14 protein-coding genes are annotated in these 18,521 nt (G+C 68.9%); 4 read left to right on the forward strand and 10 right to left on the reverse strand.

The annotated features are described in order from the left end of the window. Positions 1 to 620 precede the first annotated feature (620 nt). Positions 621 to 1,415 (forward strand): hypothetical protein, encoded by a 795-nt coding sequence (locus tag ABFX54_RS36205; RefSeq protein ID WP_346111221.1) that lies wholly within the window; start codon positions 621 to 623, stop codon positions 1,413 to 1,415. Between the two features lie 1,391 nt (positions 1,416 to 2,806). On the opposite strand, the gene ABFX54_RS36210 is transcribed toward ABFX54_RS36205, so the two are convergent. Next, the gene (locus ABFX54_RS36210) at positions 2,807 to 3,571 is read right to left on the reverse strand and encodes a PhzF family phenazine biosynthesis protein (protein WP_346111223.1); all 765 of its coding nucleotides are present in this window, start codon (positions 3,569 to 3,571) and stop codon (positions 2,807 to 2,809) included. A 168-nt stretch (positions 3,572 to 3,739) separates the two neighbouring features. Between ABFX54_RS36210 and ABFX54_RS36215 the strand changes: the two genes are divergently transcribed. Next, on the forward strand, positions 3,740 to 4,123 hold the full coding sequence (locus ABFX54_RS36215; RefSeq protein WP_043633494.1) for a cell division protein SepF: 384 nt from the start codon (positions 3,740 to 3,742) through the stop codon (positions 4,121 to 4,123). 600 nt (positions 4,124 to 4,723) lie between these two features. On the opposite strand, the gene ABFX54_RS36220 is transcribed toward ABFX54_RS36215, so the two are convergent. The 5 genes from ABFX54_RS36220 to ABFX54_RS36240 form a co-directional block, all read right to left on the reverse strand. Next, positions 4,724 to 6,058 carry a hypothetical protein gene (locus ABFX54_RS36220; protein ID WP_346111224.1) on the reverse strand — a complete coding sequence of 445 codons (1,335 nt, stop codon included), beginning with the start codon at positions 6,056 to 6,058 and terminating at the stop codon, positions 4,724 to 4,726. Positions 6,059 to 6,178: 120 nt separating this feature from the next. Further along, entirely contained in the window at positions 6,179 to 7,906 is a 1,728-nt protein-coding gene (gene argS, locus ABFX54_RS36225) for an arginine--tRNA ligase (protein ID WP_346111225.1), read from the reverse strand. Further along, positions 7,903 to 10,344, reverse strand: a complete 2,442-nt coding sequence (locus ABFX54_RS36230; protein ID WP_346111226.1) for an HAD-IC family P-type ATPase — start codon at positions 10,342 to 10,344, stop codon at positions 7,903 to 7,905. Before ABFX54_RS36230 ends, argS begins: the two co-directional genes overlap by 4 nt. 42 nt (positions 10,345 to 10,386) lie before the next feature. Then, a complete protein-coding gene (gene plsX / locus ABFX54_RS36235) occupies positions 10,387 to 11,406 on the reverse strand; it encodes a phosphate acyltransferase PlsX (RefSeq protein WP_346111227.1) in 1,020 nt (339 codons plus the stop codon). A gap of 196 nt (positions 11,407 to 11,602) precedes the next feature. Beyond that, the gene (locus tag ABFX54_RS36240; protein ID WP_346111229.1) at positions 11,603 to 12,160 is read right to left on the reverse strand and encodes a DUF1707 SHOCT-like domain-containing protein; all 558 of its coding nucleotides are present in this window, start codon (positions 12,158 to 12,160) and stop codon (positions 11,603 to 11,605) included. A 177-nt stretch (positions 12,161 to 12,337) separates the two neighbouring features. On the opposite strand from ABFX54_RS36240, the gene ABFX54_RS36245 reads away from it, so the two are divergent. Further along, on the forward strand, positions 12,338 to 13,654 hold the full coding sequence (locus tag ABFX54_RS36245; protein ID WP_346111230.1) for a KamA family radical SAM protein: 1,317 nt from the start codon (positions 12,338 to 12,340) through the stop codon (positions 13,652 to 13,654). Between the two features lie 409 nt (positions 13,655 to 14,063). Beyond that, positions 14,064 to 15,026: a hypothetical protein gene (locus ABFX54_RS36250; protein ID WP_346111232.1), complete on the forward strand. Its 963-nt coding sequence runs from the start codon at positions 14,064 to 14,066 to the stop codon at positions 15,024 to 15,026. A 779-nt stretch (positions 15,027 to 15,805) separates the two neighbouring features. Here the strand turns inward: ABFX54_RS36250 and ABFX54_RS36255 are convergent. The 4 genes from ABFX54_RS36255 to ABFX54_RS36270 all read right to left on the reverse strand — a co-directional run bounded on the left by ABFX54_RS36255 (position 15,806) and on the right by ABFX54_RS36270 (position 18,144). After that, positions 15,806 to 15,961, reverse strand: coding sequence for a hypothetical protein (locus ABFX54_RS36255; RefSeq protein ID WP_346111233.1), 156 nt, complete (start codon positions 15,959 to 15,961; stop codon positions 15,806 to 15,808). A gap of 207 nt (positions 15,962 to 16,168) precedes the next feature. Then, positions 16,169 to 16,333 (reverse strand): hypothetical protein, encoded by a 165-nt coding sequence (locus ABFX54_RS36260; protein WP_346111235.1) that lies wholly within the window; start codon positions 16,331 to 16,333, stop codon positions 16,169 to 16,171. A gap of 16 nt (positions 16,334 to 16,349) precedes the next feature. After that, entirely contained in the window at positions 16,350 to 17,216 is an 867-nt protein-coding gene (locus ABFX54_RS36265; protein ID WP_346111236.1) for an ABC transporter ATP-binding protein, read from the reverse strand. After that, positions 17,209 to 18,144, reverse strand: coding sequence for an ABC transporter permease (locus ABFX54_RS36270; RefSeq protein ID WP_346111237.1), 936 nt, complete (start codon positions 18,142 to 18,144; stop codon positions 17,209 to 17,211). Before ABFX54_RS36270 ends, ABFX54_RS36265 begins: the two co-directional genes overlap by 8 nt. Positions 18,145 to 18,521: the final 377 nt, after the last annotated feature.

The raw sequence follows: 18,521 nt of genomic DNA on the forward strand, positions 1-18,521 counted from the left end.
CTCGGGAGGGTGTGGGAGAGTAGGTCACCGCCGGACAATCTTTGGAGGAGAGGGTCTCGATGCCTTGCGGCGTCGGGGCCCTCTTCTGCATGTTCGGGCCCTTTTCTGGCGTCCTGGAGGGGTGGGCATGCTCGTGCACGTCATCGAAGGCGCCACACTATCTTGCCCGCCCGTATCGCCCCACCGGCATCGGTGAGGACCTCCAGCACATCCCGATGCTGCCGCGGTGACACCGACGCCCCCAGGTCCGGCTCCCACTGCGGCACCGTCTGGGATCGGGGGAACAGCCAGGGGTCTGGTCGGTGACCGGTTGGAGATCATCGGCGCCCTGCAGGAATCGGCCGGGGGCGAGGCCATTCTCAGGGTCAGAGCCGTTGTCACGAATGGCGATCTCGGCCGGTCCTCGGCCAGCCGGCTCGGCCCTCGACAACATCGCGTTCGCGAGACCCGCGAGACCCGTCACCAAGGACGAATACGCCATCACCGTCTGATCGCCTAGGGCGCCGAGTTCGGCTGCACCCATCCAGGTCCGGAGCTGACGTTCCTGGCACGTGCGAGCATCGTTCCGTGTGATCGGGGAAGATCGAGAAATTGTCGGGAACGTCTGCTGGAATCGGCCCATGCATCAGGAGAGCGCCATCGCGGACATCCGTGAATTGTGCACCGAGCTGCCGGGAGAGCGCCTCGGTCCGAAAATGGCGGCTCTGGCCCAGCCGGGTCTCGCGCTGAAGCCCGCCGGCCCCGACAAGCCGCCTACCGGTCGATGCCGGGCAGGAGCACCAGCGCTTCTCGAGCCGGCCGCAGACCACGACAGTGACCTCGCTCAGCCTGTTCGCCGGGCTCGATCCCGACGAACCGGCCCTCTGTCTCGGCGAGCATCTGCCCACCCGGCTCGGCCTGTCAACGTCTTCAGCGCGGTCGGCAGCGTCTCCGAGGAGTGCACGATCATCTGCGCGGACCCAGCGTGCGCCGTGGATGTGCCGGTGCCACCACCGGGGGATGCCTTGAGCACGGTCCGGCTGCACGCCGTACCGATCATGACCCTGCCGGCGGTTTCGGGTGAATTCGCTACCGGCGACCCGATCCTGGAGGCGTTCGACTACCGCGCCGAGCCGGACTTCCACGAAGACCACTGGGAATCTTCCGTCGAACGGTACGTGCAGGGTCCCCTCCGCGAGGAGTGGCGCTTCTACTGTCAAGACGAGCAAGGATTCACCCTCGGGGACAGCCAGGCGTTCGGCTGGCCCCACATCGACAGCTCGATCGGAATGAGGGCAGACGGGTACGCACACCTGCTCACACTCTCGGGTGACCTGTGGGACGGCAACGGAGTCGAGCGCGTGATGGTCCCTCCGAGCGCAGTACGAATCGGCAGGTTCACTGACGTGATATGCGAGATGGACGGCCTGCACTGAATGCCGGCAACGGTCTCTCAAGGGGGCTACACCTGTCGATGACTGGCTCGCTCGTCCTGGCTGCTGCCGGGTTGCCCAGTGAGCGAGCCTGATCGGGCAGGCACCAGAGCACCGCGGAGGCGCGACAGACGCCAAGGTGGCCGATGTCAGGGATGGCAGGCCGATCGCGAGGAGGCAGGCGCAGAGCAGCAGGCTTGACGCGTCGTCGTAGGGGCGCGTGCTGAAGTCCCACCATCCGCCTGTCGCCCCAGTGCAGCGGGACGCACAGCAGCCCGATCGGGCCGGCCCACGACTGACACCGGTCGAAGAGCCGGCCGTACACCAGCACCACGCCGAGCCACCCCAGCAGTGAGCGCAGGACGATCAGTGTGTCGGGGAAGCCCAGGGCCGCGACGGAGGCGGTGGCGTAGAGGCGAAGCAGGCGAGCGACAGCCGGAGGAGATGGTGTGGCGTTCGGCTCTGCGAAGGATGGGGTGATGGGCGCCCATGCTCGGCGGGCAGGGCGAAGGCCAGGGGCGGGGGCGCGTGGCCGCCGGCCGGTACGGTCACGTGCGAGGGTCGGGTTGGGCACAGTAGCCGTCCTTGCCGTTGCGGTTACCGACGCTGTTGCCCTTGCCCACCGCCGTGGCGACGAGGGTCAGATCCTCATCGTCTTGGACATGCTCTCCCCGGTGTTGAGATGGGGAATGCCGGAGGCGGGCACATGGACGTGCGCGCTCTCAGGCCGTCGTCCGGATCCGGGCGACGGGCATCACGCCAGGGCCGCATCGGGTTGTCCAGCAGCAGGTGAATGCCCTGGACGACTGGCCGGCGCACTGGACAATAAACGGCGCTTCTTGCGGGTGGCCCTTCGCCGGACATAGCTCGATTTACTCGCCCTGCCGCAGCCGCTGTTTCCGGAGATTTTCGGGATCAGTGTCGGCGTTGGGGAATATGTCGGTGGAGCCTGCCAGCATGACGTCATGATCACGTCGCCTGACGAAGGTCTCCGGCTTGGCGCTCATGGATGTGGGCTGACGCGTGCGCGACTGGGGGTGTGGCCGGAGTGCTGTGCCTCGGTGGCCCGCAGCGGTGCCAAGGAGGTAGGGCTTCGGTTGACCGGTCAGCACAGCGGCCGGAGCGGGAGCCGCACCGCCTTCACGCTGAGGCCGTCAGGTCTTGGACGGTCCGCCTGTACGCGCCGTACGGAGGAGGGGGTCCCGGACGTTGCCGTGGCGCGGCGGGCCGCATCGCCGGTGGTCGCATGGCTACGGACAGCAGTCGGCCGAGTTCCGTTCGCAGGGGGATGGGCGGTGGCCGGCTGGGGTTCGGCTGTTTCCGCTGAGTTCTCAGGACTACTTCGTGGCTATGGCGGCAGAGAGACGGGTGGAGATTTCCGGATGAGGCGAGGGTCAGAGGTGGAGCGTGCCAGACATCACCGTGACGGCGTGGCCGGCCAGGTGGACCCGGTCCCCTTCATGACGGACGTGGACGATGCCGCCTCGCGCCGAGAGTTGGGCACCGGTCAGGGAGGTGCGGCCGAGGCGGGCCGACCAGTACGGCGACAGGGCGCAGTGGGCCGAGCCCGTTACCGGATCCTCGTTGACGCCGACGTTCGGGGCGAAGAAGCGGGAGACGAAATCGGTGTCATCGCCGGGAGCGGTGACGATGACGCCTCTCGCGTCGATGGCGGCCAGGGCTTCGATATCGGGGGCGAGGGAGCGTACGGTTTCCGCCGAGTCCACCTCGACCAGCAGGTCGAGCGCGCTTTTTCCGACCCGCACCGGAGTGGCCCCGAGCGCTTTCTCCAGGCCGTCGGGAACGGGGACAGGGCTCACATGCTTGGCAGGGAAATCCATTGTGATCATGCCGTCGGTGCGCCGATTCACGGTAAGGATCCCGCCGGCCGTGCTGAATTCCAGCTGCCCCGTCGCCGCACCGGTCGAATAGAGGACGTGTGCGGTCGCCAGCGTGGCATGGCCACAGAGCGTGACCTCCACCTTCGGGGTGAACCAGCGCAGCGAATCCCCGAACAGGAAAGCAGTCTCGGAGAGGCTCATCTCGTTGGCTACGCTCTGCATCCACTGCTCAGTAACCGGAGTGTCCAGCAGGCAGACCGCCGCGGGATTACCCTTGAAAGCTGTGTCGGTGAAGGCATCGACGGTGAAGAGGAGCATGTGGCTCAGGGTATACGGGGGGCGGATATCCAGCTGCAACCAGGCTGCAAGCCGTACAAAATGGAATTAGGGCTGGGCGTGTCGCGTGGCGAATGCGGAATCGTCGGTTACCGTCCAATGTGTAGGGACGTGCCGATTACGGTGAGTTCCTGAGGAAAGGACAAGCCGATGGGGGCAGTGCGCAAGGTGGTGAGCTACCTTGGCCTGAGCGGGGTCGATCACTACGACGAGGGCTATGACGACGACGAGCACTACGAGGACGAGTATGTCCCCGCGACCGAGCGGGCCGCCCGGCGGTGGCGCGCGAACGTCGACTCGTCGCGGATCGTGATGGTCCAGCCGCTCAAGTACAACGACGCGCCGTTGATCGGTCAGCATTTCCGTGACGGGCAAACGGTGATCATGGACGTTACGGGCATGTCGATGTCCGAGGCGACGAGGATGGTGGACTTCGCCGCGGGGCTGGCTTTCGGGTGTGAGGGGCGGATCGAGCGCATCGCCGAGCGCGTCTTCCTGCTCGCGCCGGCTCACGTGGAGATCGAGACCACCTGATCGCGCACTTCTAGGGAGGCCGTGCTGACCGCCAGATGATCCTCGTCTTATCCCCCTCCGCTCGTCGACTTGTACCTGTTGTACCTGCGGGCGGTCGCCGTCTCCCATCGAAGCGCGCATGTGAAGCGCGCAGGTGTCGGGTCATAGGGCCCTGCTGGTTATAGGGTTCCGCTGGTCCTAGGGCCCGCGCTGGTCATAGCGGCTGGTGGTCACGGGCTGGCCGCTCAAGGTCTAACCGGGTGGTCAGCCTTGCTGCCGGCAACGGCCGTGGCGGGCCCCGTCTTGGTGGCGCTGCTGTGGCGGGCGCGCTGTCTTGCTCGGTGGTCGACCGGGACGAGGGCTACGTCGGCTGTCCCGCGACAGGCCGCGCAGCCGCGAATCGGACTTCGACGGCTGTTGGTGTTCGGTCGCCGTATCCGAGATCCCGAGGCGACTGTGCTGCGACCGTGGTGAATGGGTTGCGAGGGTGGTTGAGCCCCGCTGGACTGCGAGGCGTCGGTGGCCGTTGGCACAGGGCACAGGATGGCCGGGGCGCTGGGTGGTAGGTGGCGGACAGAGCGGTAGTACGGAAACTCCCGACGACCGGGCGGCTGCTGGGGGTCAGTGGGCGGCGCGGGGGCCGCGGCGGATGAGGAGGGTGAGTTCGGCCGCGTCTTCGGCGGCCTGCTTGGCCCGAGCGTCCGATTCGCGCGCGTACGCGTGCAGCGCCCAGACGGCCCCCTCCGCCAGCTCCTTCAGCTCGTTGACCTGGGAGGCCACGTAGCGGGCGTCCGCTTCGGCGAGTTTGCGGCGCTGCCAGAGCTGCCAGCCGGCCAGGCCGATCATGGCGATGGCGGCCGCGGCCAGGAGGTGGGAGGCGAAGACGGCGCCGATGAGGCAGGCGACGCCCGCGACGGTCAGCACCACGGCGGCCCACGGGCGGCCGCGGGGCACGATGCCGTCGGTGACGATCGACTCTTCCGCCGCCGCCAGCGAGTCCTGGTCGGGGCCCTCGGGGCGCAGGTGGATGCGGTGGCCGAGGAGCGGCACGGTCAGGGTTTCCGGCGGGTCGAGGCGGCTGTCGGCTTCGAGTTCTTCAGCCACCCCGCGCAGGATGGGCGCCGCGACGTGCAGGGCGATGGCCGCGAGATGCGGGTCGGCGCCGGGGCGCAGGTCGTCGAGCAGGTAGGAGCTGAGTGAGGCCATCGGCCCGGCCGGTCCGCCCAGGCCGATCAGGGAGCGCAGGACGGCCAGCGGCTCGTTCTCGGCCCAGGCAGCGGCGGGGCTGTTGGAGCTGTTGTCGAGGGGGGCAGCGGAGTCGTGTTCGGCCTGGCGGGCCGAGGTGATCTCGGCGCAGCGGCCGCGTAGCCTGGCCAGGCGGGCGGCGGCGACGGCGGGCCTGGCGAGTTCGGGGATCTCGGCCATCTCGGGGAAGTCGACCAGCGACGGCGGTACGACGACGGCGGATTCGCCGGGTATGAGCGACTGGACCCATTCCTGCGGGTCGGCGCGGTCCTGGATGGCCAGCGCGTCGAGTTTGCGCAGCACGAAGATCTTGCCGGCGGGGCCGTACGCCCCCCGGGCGGCGGCCAGCCAGAGCGAGCGCTGGCCGTGGGAGACGGGGCGGTCGAGGGAGAGTTCGCCGAAGGCGGTGCCGAGCCAGGAGGCGTGGATGCGGCTGCCCTGCCCGGACACCGCCAGCGCCAGGCAGAGGAAGAGGGCGGTCTGTTGCTCGTCGCGGCCGGCCGCCTTGCTCAGGGGCTCCAGCGGGTCGTCGCCGGACAGGATGGCGACCAGCGCTTGGACGGCCGGGGGCAGCCAGTAGCCGGATACGTCGCGGAAGCTCGGTGCGGCAGGAGGCGCGGTGCCCTTGGCGGCGAGGTGCGCCAGCAGCGCCTCGGCATAGCGATGCAACTCGGTCGCTGCTGGGGGGCTCGCAGTCAGGTCCGTGCTCAAGGCAGAGAACTCCCCCAATTCGGCCTCAGTTCATGACCGCGTAAAGCGTAACCGCTGGGGCGCGCCAACCCGGTGGAGGCGCGCCCACGACGGAACGGGAGACTTTGAGTCAACTGCCTGTTACATGCGCTCGGGGACAGGGACGCCCAGAAGGTCGAGCCCGGTCTCCAGGACGCGCAACGTGAGCGCGCACAGGGCCAGCCGCTGGTCTCTCGTCTCAGGGTCGACGCCTTCCTTGACGACCGGGCACTCCTCGTAGAACGTGCTCAGCAGGCTGGCCGTCTGGAAGAGGAACGCGCACAGCCGGTGGGGCTCGGAGGCGGCGGTGACCTGGGCGACGAGCTCGCCGAAGCCCAGCAGGTGGAGGCCGAGCGCGCGTTCGGCCGGGGCGGCCAGCACGATCGGGGTCTTCGCCTCGTCCGGCTCGATGCCCGCCTTGCGGAAGATGGAGCGGATGCGGGCCGTCGCGTACTGCATGTAGGGGCCGGTGTTGCCGGTCGTGGCCACCATGCGGTCGAGGTCGAAGACGTATTCGCTGTCGTGGCTGACGGACAGGTCGGCGTATTTCACCGCGGCCATGCCGACGGCGTGGGCGATCTCCCGCTTGAGCGCCTCGTCGTAGCCGCGGTCCTCGATCAGCCGGGCGGCCCGGTCGATCGCCTCCTGGAGCAGGTCCATCAGCTTGACCGACTCGCCGGAACGGGTCTTGAAGCGCCGGCCGTCCTTGCCCAGCATCATGCCGATGCGTACGTGCTCGGCGTCGACCGTGTCGGGCAGCCAGCCGGCCAGCCGGGCCGCGGCGAACACCATCTGGAAGTGCAGCGCCTGCTCGTTGCCGACGACGTAGAGGATGCGGTCGGCCTTGAGGTCGTGGACGCGGTAGCGGATGGCCGCCAGGTCGGTGGTGGCGTAACCGTAGCCGCCGTCGCTCTTTCTGATGATGAGCGGCAGCGGCTTGTCGTCGGAGCCGGTGAAGCCGGGCGGGAACACGCACAGCGCGCCCTCGCTCAGCTCCGCCGTGCCCGACGCCTCCAGGTCGTCGCAGGTCTTCTGGAGCATCGGGTTGTACATGCTCTCGCCGGCGATGTCGGTGTCGGTCAGCGTGACGCCGAGCAGGTCGTAGACCTTGTTGAAGAAGCGCACGGTGGCGTCCATGAACACGTGCCAGAGCCGCAGCGTGTCGGGGTCGCCAGACTGCAGGGTGGACACCCGCGCCCGCGCCCGCGTCTTGAAACCCTCGTCGCTGTCGAACTTGGCCCGCGCCGCCTGGTAGAACTCGGTGCCCTGGCCGGCTTCGAGCTGGGCGACCGCGGCCTGCTCGCCGATGTCGAGCAGGTGCTCGATGAGCATGCCGAACGGGGTGCCCCAGTCGCCCAGGTGGTTCTGCCTGATGACGGTGTTGCCCAGGTGCTCGTGCAGGCGGGCCAGGGAGTCGCCGACGATCGTCGTGCGCAGGTGGCCGACGTGCATCTCCTTGGCGGCGTTGGGCGCGGAGTAGTCGATCACGATGGTCTGCGACGGCGTGGTCGTGCCGACGCCGAGGCGCGGGTCGGCCAGCATCTGCCGGGCCTCGGACTCGATGAAGGAGTCGGCGAGGGTGATGTTGAGGAAGCCGGGGCCGCTAACCTCGATGGTGCCGGGGAAGTCGGACAACTCCGCCCTGATCGCTTCGGCGACCTCCCGCGGGCTCCGTCGCAGACGCTTGGCCAGGCTCATCGCGACGTTCGCCTGGAAGTCGGCGAACTGGGAGGGCCGGATCAGCGGATCTGCGTCGGCGTGCTCCGGGCCGAACGCGCGGGCCAGCGCCTGCTGGACGCGCTCGGTGAGCACAATCTGCGGGTCGGTCATGGTCTAAGGGTACCGGCGACCTTGACCGAGACGCTTATCAGAAAGGCGGCCACGACCGAGATGCCGACGGCGATCAGATCGTTGGTCAGGTCGCCGGGTTCGAGGGCGAAGAACTCCCTGATGAACGGCAGCGACAGGCCGACGCAGAAGAGCGCCGCCATGGCCGCGACCATGGCTCCCCGCCACCAGTTGAGCGGCCTGGCGATCAGGACGAGGACCCACCAGGTGGTGAGGAAGAGCGTGATCACGGCGGCGGTCTGGTCCTCCAGGAGGGAGGAGGCGCCGTTGTGCGCGGCCCGGAACGACAGCAGCACGGCCAGCGCGCACAGCACCCCGGCCGGTACGGCGAAGCGCAGCACGCGGGGCACGAACCCGGGCTTGGCCCGCTCAAGCGTGGGGGCGAGCGCGAGGAAGAACGCCGGGATGCCGATGACCAGGGCGTTGGTCAGGGTCGAGTGGCGCGGCGCGAACGGGAACGCGACCCCGGCCACCCCGACCAGCAGCGACAGCACGATCGCGTAGAAGGTCTTGGTGAGGAACAGGTTGGCGACCCGTTCGATGTTGGCCAGCACCCGCCGGCCCTCGCCCACGACGTGGGGCAGGGTGGAGAACTTGTCGTCGAGCAGCACCACCTGCGCGACCGCCTTGGTGGCCGGGCTGCCCGCGCCCATCGCGATGCCGAGGTCGGCGTCCTTGAGCGCGAGCACGTCGTTGACGCCGTCGCCGGTCATGGCGACCGTGCGGCCGCGGGACTGCAGCGCGGTCACGAACTCCCGCTTCTGGCGCGGGGTGACCCGGCCGAAGACGGTGTGGTTGTCGAGTAGTTCGCCGAGTTTGTCCGGGTCGTCGTGCGGGAGCGTCCTGGCGTCGATGGCGCGGTCGGCGCCGGGGATGCCGAGGCCGGTCGCGATGGCCGACACCGCCTGAGTGTTGTCGCCGGATATGATCTTGAGGTTGACGCCCTGTTTGGCGAAGTAGCGCAGGGTGTCGCGGGCGTCCGGCCTGATGCGCTGCTTGAACGTGACGAGCGCCACGGGGAGCAGGGCGGCGGGGGTGGCGGGGGCGTCCGTGAGGGCGGCCAGGCCGGTGGCGCGGCACAGCACGAGGACGCGGGTGCCGGTGGCGGCCAACTCGGCGGCCCTGTCGTAGCAGTCGCCGCCCTGGAGCAGCACGTCGGGCGCGCCCAGCACCCAGACGCCGTGCTCGCCGAAGTCGGCCCCGCTCCACTTGCGCGCCGAGGAGAACGGCACGGTCTCGCCGGCCTTCCAGCCGCCGGCGGTGACGGCAGGGTAGCCGGCCCTGATGGCCTCGGCGGTGGCGTTCGGCCGGCTGTCGAGATGGGCGAGCGCGGCGAGCGCGGCGTCGATCGGCTGACCGTCTGGCTGGGCCAGGGCGGCGGGTGCGGGATCGACCAAGGGGCCGTCGGGCTGGACTCGGGTGGCGGGTGCCGGCCCGCCGGGCTGGGCCAGGACGGTGCGGGCCGGCTCGTCGGGCCGGACGGGGAGGACCTGGTCGAGGTCCATGCCGGCCGTGGTGAGGGTGCCGGTCTTGTCCAGGCAGAGCACGTCCACCCTGGCCAGGCCCTCGATCGCGGGCAGCTCCTGGACCAGGCACTTGCGCCGGCCCAGGCGGACGACGCCGACCGCGAAGGCGAGGGAGGTCGTCAGCACCAGGCCCTCGGGGATCATGGTGACGATGCCCGCGACCGCGCCGGTGATGGCGGTGCCGAGGTCGGCCGAGTTGTGCAGCTGGCTGTAGATCAGCAGCGCGCCGATGGGGATGACCAGCCAGGTGATGTACTTGATGAAGTTCGCGACGCCGGCCCGCAGCTCGGAGTGGGCGAGGTGGAAGCGGCTGGCCTCCTCGGCCAGGCGCACGGCGTACGCGTCGGCGCCGACCCTGGTGGCGACGAACGCCCCGGAGCCCGCGACCGCGAAGCTGCCCGACAGCACCTCCTCGCCGGGCTGTTTGTGCACGGGGTCGGCCTCGCCGGTGAGCAGCGACTCGTCCACCTCCAGCCCCTCGGAGTGGACGACCTCGCCGTCGACCAGCAGCCGGTCGCCGGGGCCGAGCAGGATGAGGTCGCCCAGCACCACGTCGCGGGGGCTGACCTCGCGTTCCGCGCCGTCGCGGCGCACGCGTACGGGAGCCTCGTTGATCACCGCGAGCTTGTCGAGCGTACGTTTCGCGCGCAGCTCCTGGACGATGCCGATCAGCGCGTTGGCCACCATGACCAGCCCGAACGCGCCGTCCTGCCACTCGCCGAAGATCAGGATGAGGGCCCACAGGACGCCGATGACGAGGTTGAACAGGGTGAAGACGTTCGCTCTGAGAATCGCGCTCAGCGACCTGCTCGACCGGCGTGGCACCTGGTTGGCCTTCGCCCCCGCCACCTGGGCGGACGTCAGCCCGGGCGCGGTCAAGGTGAGCCCGTCCACATAACCCCCCGTTTCTGTGGATCGGACTCACACCCTAAGCCTTCACCACAACCTGTGGGAGCGACTTTGGGAGGCGGCCTTCTCGCCGATGGCCGGCACCACGCCGGCCGATGCCAGGTCGGCGGCCAGGCGGCAGGCCGCGCTGATGCCCTGGGCCCTGGAGGCGCCGTGGGCGATGACGACGGTGCCGTTGAGTCCGAGCAGGACGGCTCCTCCGTGCTCCTCGGCGTCGAGGCGGCGGCGCAGGTCACGGATGCGGGAGCGCTGCATGGCGGCGCCGAGCCGGGCCATCCTGCTGTCGCCGATGCTCTCCCTGAGCTCGGTGAACGCGTAGCGGACCGCGCCCTCCATCGTCTTGAGCGCCACGTTGCCGGTGAAGCCGTCGGTGGTGATCACGTCGACCTTGCCGGTGAGCAGGTCGTGGCCCTCGACGTTGCCGGCGAACTGGATGCCGGGGGAGGTCTGCAGCAGCTCGTGGGCGCGTTTGACGAGTTTGTTGCCCTTCTCCGCCTCGCTGCCGATGGTGAGCAGGCCCACCTTGGGGTCCTGGACGCCGTGGGCGAGTTCGGCGTAGGTGGCGCCGAGGTGGGCGAACTGCACCAGCATCTCCGGTTTGACCTCGGCGTTGGCGCCGGCGTCCAGGAGCACGGTGGGGGTGGGCAGCGTGGGCAGCGCGACGGCGATGGCCGGTCTGAGCACGCCCTGCTGGCCCTTGAGCCGGAGCTTGCCGGTGGCCACGATGCCCGCGGTCGATCCGGCGGACACGACCGCGGCGGCGTCGCCGCGTCGGACGAGGTGGCAGGCGACGGCGATGCTGGAACGGGGGCGGCGCAGGCTGGCCAGCGCGCCTTCGTCCATGGAAAGGGCCTCTTCGGCCCGGACGATCGGGACCTCTTTGGTGGCGTCGTGGTCGGCGAGCGCCTCGTAGAGCACGCGGGGGGAGCCGACGAGGACGACGGCCAGGCCGCGTTCGCGCACGGCGTGCACCGCGCCCGCCACGATCTCGTGGGGTGCGTGGTCGCCGCCCATGGCGTCGAGCGCGATGGGCCTGCTGTCGGACACTGATCACCTCGTACGGCATCGAGCCCGCCGTCACGGCTTGGCCGGTACGCGGGCTCGGTATGTCCGCATCGCAGGCGAGGCAGGTGCCAGGTTAACCGGCGGGTAGGCCCTGTTGGTTCCCTGGAGGGCACGTTCCAGTCATGTCCGGGGCCGTCCAGGCCGGCGGGGGCCTCGTCCAGGGCATGGCGCCGGTCCTCTAGTGGAGGTTCCAGTCGTCCTTGCCGCGGGTGACGATGACCTTGGAGAACTTCGACGACCCGGTCACCCGGATCAGCGGCCCGTCGCCCTGGGAGCCGCCCGTCACGTTGCGCTTGCCGAAGAGCGAGCTGCCTTCGTCGATCACGTTGGCGTTGTCGGGCACGCGCACGATCACCTTGCTGAACCGCGCGTCGGTCTCGACGGTGATCTCGCGGCCCGGCAGCACGGCCTCCGACAGGTCGATGACGAGCGCGCCGAACCTGGCCGACAGCTTGAGGTGCCTGGAGGCCACCCAGTGGCCCTTGCGCACCATCTTGCTGAATTTCGAGTCGATGACCTGCCGTTCGACGCCGGCGGGTGGACTGGAGGCGGACACCTCGGGCAGGTCCCGGGTGAGGGGGACGAGCTCGCCGACGGTCTTGGCCGTGTAGGCCACGTCGAGGCGGTCGGCGTGCTCGACGCTGGTCAGTCTTCCTGTGGCGAGCGCCTCGCCGAGCACCGCGGCCACGCGGTCGCGGTCGGCGTCTGAGGCGCGAAGCTGCGGATGGTCGGTCACGGTATAGGAGTCTATGCCCGATCGCGATATGTCGCGAGTGTCCCGAACCTCAAGGAAAACTTGGAGCCCAGCGGAACCGGTGACGCCGCTGAGCGCGTCCGGGTATTAAGGACCGTAGACGCGCGACAGGGTCGTGAGGTTTACACCCGATCGAACAAAAAAGATGGGAAAGGCCTAGTGATCTTGAACCAGGCAGGCACGCGACGCTTCAAGGCGTACACGTCCAAGCACCTTGACGAGCTCCTGCGGCGTGCGGGGCTGGCTGACGACGAGCGGCTCAAGGTCCGCGCGGTCGCCACGGTGCTGCCCTTCCGGACGAACGCCTATGTCGTCGATGAACTCATAGATTGGTCTGCCGCGACCGACGACCCCATATACCGGCTGGTCTTCCCGCAGGCGGACATGCTTCCCGCGGAAGACGTGGCCAGGCTGGCCGACCTGCTGAAGGCCGAGGCCCCCAACTCCGAGATCCAGGCCGAGGCCAACCGCGTACGCGCCCAGCTCAACCCGCATCCCGCGGGTCAGAAGGAACTCAACGTCCCGAGGATCGGCGACGAACTCGTCCTCGGGCTGCAGCACAAATATCCGGAGACCGTGCTGATCTTCCCCAAGCAGGGGCAGACCTGTCACGCCTACTGCACCTACTGCTTCAGGTGGGCGCAGTTCGTCGGAGACGCGGACCTGAAGTTCGCCTCCGACGACATCGACCAGATGGTCGGCTACATTCGCCGCCATCCCGAGGTCACCAGCGTGCTCATCACCGGCGGCGACGCGATGATCATGGGTGAGCCCGTGATCAGGCGCTACATGGAGCCGCTGCTCGAACTGGAGCAGCTCGAATCCATCAGGATCGGCACCAAGGCGCTGGCCTACTGGCCGCAGCGGTTCACCACCGACCCCGACGCCGACGCCACGCTGGGCCTGTTCGAGGAGGTGGTGCGGGCGGGCAAGAACCTCGCGTTCATGGCCCACTTCTCCCACCCGCGCGAGCTGGAGTCGCCGCTGGTCGAGTCGGCGGTCAAGCGCATCATCGGCAGCGGGGCCACGATCAGGACCCAGGCGCCGCTGATCAGGTCGATCAACGACGATCCGGCCCTGTGGTCGCACATGTGGCGGCGGCAGCACCGGATGGGGATGATCCCCTACTACATGTTCGTCGAGCGCGACACCGGGCCGCAGGACTACTTCGCGGTGCCGCTGGCGCGGGCGTACGAGATCTTCAGGGACGCCTACTCGTCCGTCTCGGGGCTGTGCCGCACGGTGCGCGGGCCCTCGATGTCGGCCACACCGGGCAAGGTGTGCGTCGACGGCGTCACGGAGATCGCGGGGGAGCAGGTCTTCATGCTCCACTTCATCCAGGCCCGCGACCCGTCGCTGGTGGGCCGGCCGTTCTTCGCGCGCTACGACCCGTCCGCGGTCTGGCTGACGGATCTGCGCCCGGCCTTCGCCGACCGTTTTCCGTTCGAGCCGGCCGAAGCCCTGCTTCCCGCCTGACCGGTCGCGCGCGTCCACCGCGACCGGAAAGAGACCGGAAAGAATCGCACCACCGGCCCGCGACTTTTTTCGCGACCCTTTGTTCGCGGGCCGGCAGGGGGTCTCCTCCGTGCGCACGCGCGCGTTCACGCGCGTGCGCACAATATCGAAACAAGGCCCTCCTATTTCCCGTTTTGTCTCTCCGCTCAACGCTCCCCCTTTACTCGGTAACCGGCCTGCAAACCCCTCCTACATGGGGATTCATGCGCCTGCGGCCGATCAATGCGAGTGATAGAACTGCTGGCGTAGCTCAGCCGTAGCGGCACGCTTCGTGTGGTGCCCATAGCGCGCACGCCACGGCATACGGGGGTTATCGATTCGCATTTCCACCGCATTCGAGAGCGATCGATCACGAGCCGGGAAGGCAATCATGAATCGAGTAGTCAAGACGGCCATGGCCGTCACAGCATTCGGTCTGGCCGCGGCGGCGATGGCCGTGCCCGCGCAGGCCGAAGTTCAATACAGCATCGCCAGGTACGCTCCCATCGACAGCCAGGGGGCGGGCACCGCCGCAGCCGGCAGCCCGCTGGGCGGCCTCCTGAGCGGCCTGGCCGGCAAGGGTCTGCTGGGCGGCCTGCTGGATGGCCTCAAGGCCAAGTCCGCCGCCAAGCCGGCCTCGCAGATGACCGAGGCGGAGCTCGACGCCGCCGCCGAGAACCAGGCGGAGCAGGGCATCTCGGCGAACGGCTTCGAGGACGTCACCCAGGACGGTGGCCCGCTGCCCGAGCTGTCGCCCATCGTCGGCGGTTTCCCGCTCACCACCGGCAGCAGCCTCACCGGCTCGCTGCCCGTCCTGTCGGGCGCGGCCCGCATGGCGCAGCCGGCGACGCCCTCGGTCAAGGCGGGCAAGCAGGGGCGCGGCGAGGCCGCGACCACCGGCACGTCCACGCAGAGCGCGATCAACGGCCTGCTCGGGTCGCCCACGGGGGGCGCGGTGACCCAGCTGCACACCACCAGCCTGCTGCCGGCCTCCGACAGCGGCAACGTCATGGCCGGCACCGCCAAGGGCTTCCAGTCCCTGTCGGCCGACCTCGTCCTCGGCGGTGTCGGCCAGGCCGCCCAGCGCGCCCTGCCGAACGCCGCGAGCGGCGGGCTGGCCCCGATGATCGGGCACGTCGCGCCCGGCGAGATGGCGCCGGTCGTCGAGGCGCTGCCCGCGACCTCCCAGGCCGCCGCCATGGACGACCTCGCCCCGCTCGTCGAGGAGGGCGCGAGCTTCGCCCAGGCCCGCGGGACCAGGGCCGCCGGCTCCTACAGCGACGTCATCACTGCCCTCGGCTGGACCACCGACGCGCTGACGAGCTCGGTGCGGGACCGCTGGGTTCGCGACTAGGACCGCGACGGAGGCACTGATGAGCGAGGCCGGCCCGGTGCCGGCAGTACGGTTCGCGGGCGTCCTAGGTGCCGACGCCCGGGCACCGGACCCGCCGGCGACCTGGCGGCCCGCTCACGTGCCCCAGCTGTTCCATGACGGCGGGTCCCGCATCGGGATGCTGCCACACTGACGCGGCAGGTCGCCGGGCTCCCAGAGAGGTGCCGGGCGCCCGGGACACTGACGCGCGACGGTTGCGAGGCTCCCGCAGTCGCGGGCCGCCTCACCACGGGCCTGGGCGGACGCGCCCACGGCCAGGGCGCGGGCGCCGCTACTGCAGGGCAGCGGCGCCGCCCCACCCCCCCGCCAACCCTTTGTGGTTGGCGGCGATTTCCATGTCCGGGGGGTCTCTCCGTCGGCTTCTCCCCACCGGCTTCTCCCCACCGGCTTCTCCCCACCGGCTTCTCCCCACCGGCGTGGAGTGGCCTTTCTCTCTTTTACGGCGGAGCCGAGCTGACCGCTACCCGCCGCACGTGGCCGGTGGCCTCCAGGAATACGCCCGCTGACCGCCACGTGGCCGGCCGCCGATACGCGCGCCCACTTGACCCTCTGAGGCGCAAAACCCCTGGCCCCCGCGCAGCCTGTCGTATCGCCGACTCGGGTGTGGGTTCGGGGAGGCTGTGGTGGCTCTGGAAGGCGTGAGTGGTGGTCGGCCAGCCCCCGGGGTGGCCGGGGCGGTCTTCGGGCGTTGTGGTGGCTCTGAACGCGGGCGCGGCAGGTCTGAAGGCGGGCTCGGGCGGTCAGGGGAGGCGGACGCCTGTGCGGCGGGCTATCTGGGCCTGCAGGCGGGCCATCTGCCAGTGCAGCTCGAGAAGCTGCTCGGCGAGCTGCATTCTCGGGATCTCGGACACGTCCTCGGTGGCCAGGTGGTCAATCGCGGCCGAAAGCTCTGCCATCGCGAGCCCCCACTCCATCACCGTTCCTAGGATCGAATTGACGTTCGAATTCTATCGGAACGGCAGGCTCGGTGTCAGTCTTTTGTCCCGTGGGTCGCGGGAGTTTCGCACACGAGATCGAAATCCTGGCCACGGAGGAGGGGAACGTGGGCTCGCGTAACGGTGGCGCGCCACTGAAGGGTTCAGCGGGCGTTTCCTGGAGGGCCCTCAGCCGGAGTGCGGCGGGTGGCCTGCCGTGGCGGTGCCGTAAAGGATGGAGGGGTTGGGGCTTGAAGCGCCGCCGATCAGGGCGGCGCAGCTCAAAGCAGCGACCAGCGACGTGGCAACGATCAGCGGCGCAGCAGCGACCGGCGCCGCGGCGGCGAGCAGCACGTGATCAGATGATCGATCAGCCCTTGTTGTAGGCGGCGATGACCTCTTTCGGGTCGCCGTCCATTTTGATCTTGCCCTTGTGCAGCCAGATGACCCGGTTGCAGGTCTCTTCGATGACGCGCAGGTCGTGGGCGACGAGGAAGACGGTGCCGGCCGACTCGCGGATCTGGCGGATGCGTTCCTCGCTCTTCTTGCGGAACTCGCGGTCGCCGGTGGCCAGGGCCTCGTCGATGAGCAGGACGTCGTGGGTCTTGGCCGAGGAGATGGCGAAGCGGAGCCGCGCGCCCATGCCGGAGGAGTAGGTCGACATGGGCAGCTGGACGAACTCGTCGATGCCGGAGAAGTCGACGATCTCCTGGTATTTCTCCCTGACCTCGGCGGGCGTCATGCCCATGGCGTAACAGCCGAGGACGATGTTGCGCTCCCCGGTCAGCTCGCGCATGAGGGCCGCGTTGACGCCGAGCAGCGAGGGCTGGCCGTCGGTGTAGACGGCGCCCTCGTGCGGCGGCAGCAGGCCCGCGATGGCGCGCAGCAGCGTGGACTTGCCCGAGCCGTTGCGGCCCACGATGCCGATGGCGTCGCCGTGATAGGCCACGAAGGTCACGCCCTTGACCGCGTGGACCTCTTTCATCTGCGGCCGCCCCTGGCGCTTCAGGATGCGCGTGAGGGCGTTGACCGCGTTGCCCTTCTCGTTGTCCGAGGCGGCGCCGTAGACGCGGTAGACGATGTGGAGGTCGTCGACGATGACGGTGGGAGTGCCCGTGGGTACGTCGAGGGGCCGCTTGCCCGGAGGCTCCGGGTTGGGATGCACTCTCACATCCTTGCCGGGGACGGCGGGCTTGTCGCCCTTCACCTGTGACAGCTCCTTGGTCAGTTCAGCCACGCCCGTACCTCTCCTCGGACCGCCAGAAGAACCAGAAGCCGAAGCCGAGTGCGAACACCGCCCAGAATACGCAAGACATCCACACCATCGGGGGCGGGTGGTGACCGTACTGCGGGTTGTGGGAGGCGATGAGGATCTCGCGCATCCACTCGATGAAGGAGGCCGCCGGGTTGAGATACATCACGTTGGCCACCCACTGGGGCAGCTGCGCGGCGTCGACGACCTTGTCCTGGATCGAGAAGAAGACGCCCGAGGCGTAGAGCCACGTGCGGGTGATGAACGGCAACAACTGGTTGAGGTCGCGCATCGTGGCGCCGAGCCGGGCGACCACCAGGCCGGCGCCGATGTTGAACATCGTCTGCAGCAGCAGCACCACGGGGATCATGAGCCAGAACCACGTGGGCCATTCCTGGGTGGCGACCACGAGCGTGAGCAGCACGCCCATGGAGATGGCCAGTTGCTGCAGCTCCTGGATCGTGTAGGCCAGCGGCAGCGACGCCCTGGGGAAGTGCAGCGCCCTGATCATGGACAGGTTGCCGGAGATCGACTTCGCGCCCGCGGTGACCGTGCGCTGCGTGAAGGTGAAGATGAACATCCCGGTCAGCAGGAAGGCCGGGTAGTTGTCGATGTTCTTGTTGCCGCCCAGGATGAGGCCGAACATCAGGAAGTAGATGGCGGCGTTGAGCAGGGGCGTCAGCACCTGCCACAGCTGGCCCAGCGCGGAGTTGGAGTATTTCGTGACGTTGCGTGAGGTCGCGTACGTCAGGATGAAATGACGCCGCTGCCACAGCTGGCGCAGGTAGACAGGAAACCTCGGCCGTGCGATGGCACGACGAAGCCCGTATCTCTTGGCGAGCTTGGCCAGCGGCTCCTGCCCGCTTCGGCCGCCCGCCTGGGCGTCCGCTACAGCGGATTCCGGCTGGCTCATGGCAAGGACTCTATTGGATCCCGGTCGGTGGGGTGCCTGTCGCGCGGGTCGGCGACAGTCTGTTGGACGGAGCTTGCCGACGCCGGGTTCCAAGGCGTCGTCAAGACCTGCTCAACCGTAGCCCAGTGAACCGGGGTGTGGTGGCAAGGGCGCGACCACTGTCATGTAGGGGGTATTTTTCATCGACTGTTCACGTCCGGGCTCTACCCTCTATGGTTGTTTGCGCTGTTTGTACGTCTTTGGGCGGAATGCCCGTGACGGTGGATAGGCACACGTGTGACCGAACTGCAATGCGCCAGAGACTCCCTGGTGGCAAGTAGTAAGGGATAGTCGCGATCGACTGGCAGGGCGTCGGCTGGTTTGACCATGTCAGCCAA

The sequence above is a fragment of the Nonomuraea maheshkhaliensis genome (assembly GCF_039529435.1).
GTDB lineage: Bacteria > Actinomycetota > Actinomycetes > Streptosporangiales > Streptosporangiaceae > Nonomuraea > Nonomuraea maheshkhaliensis.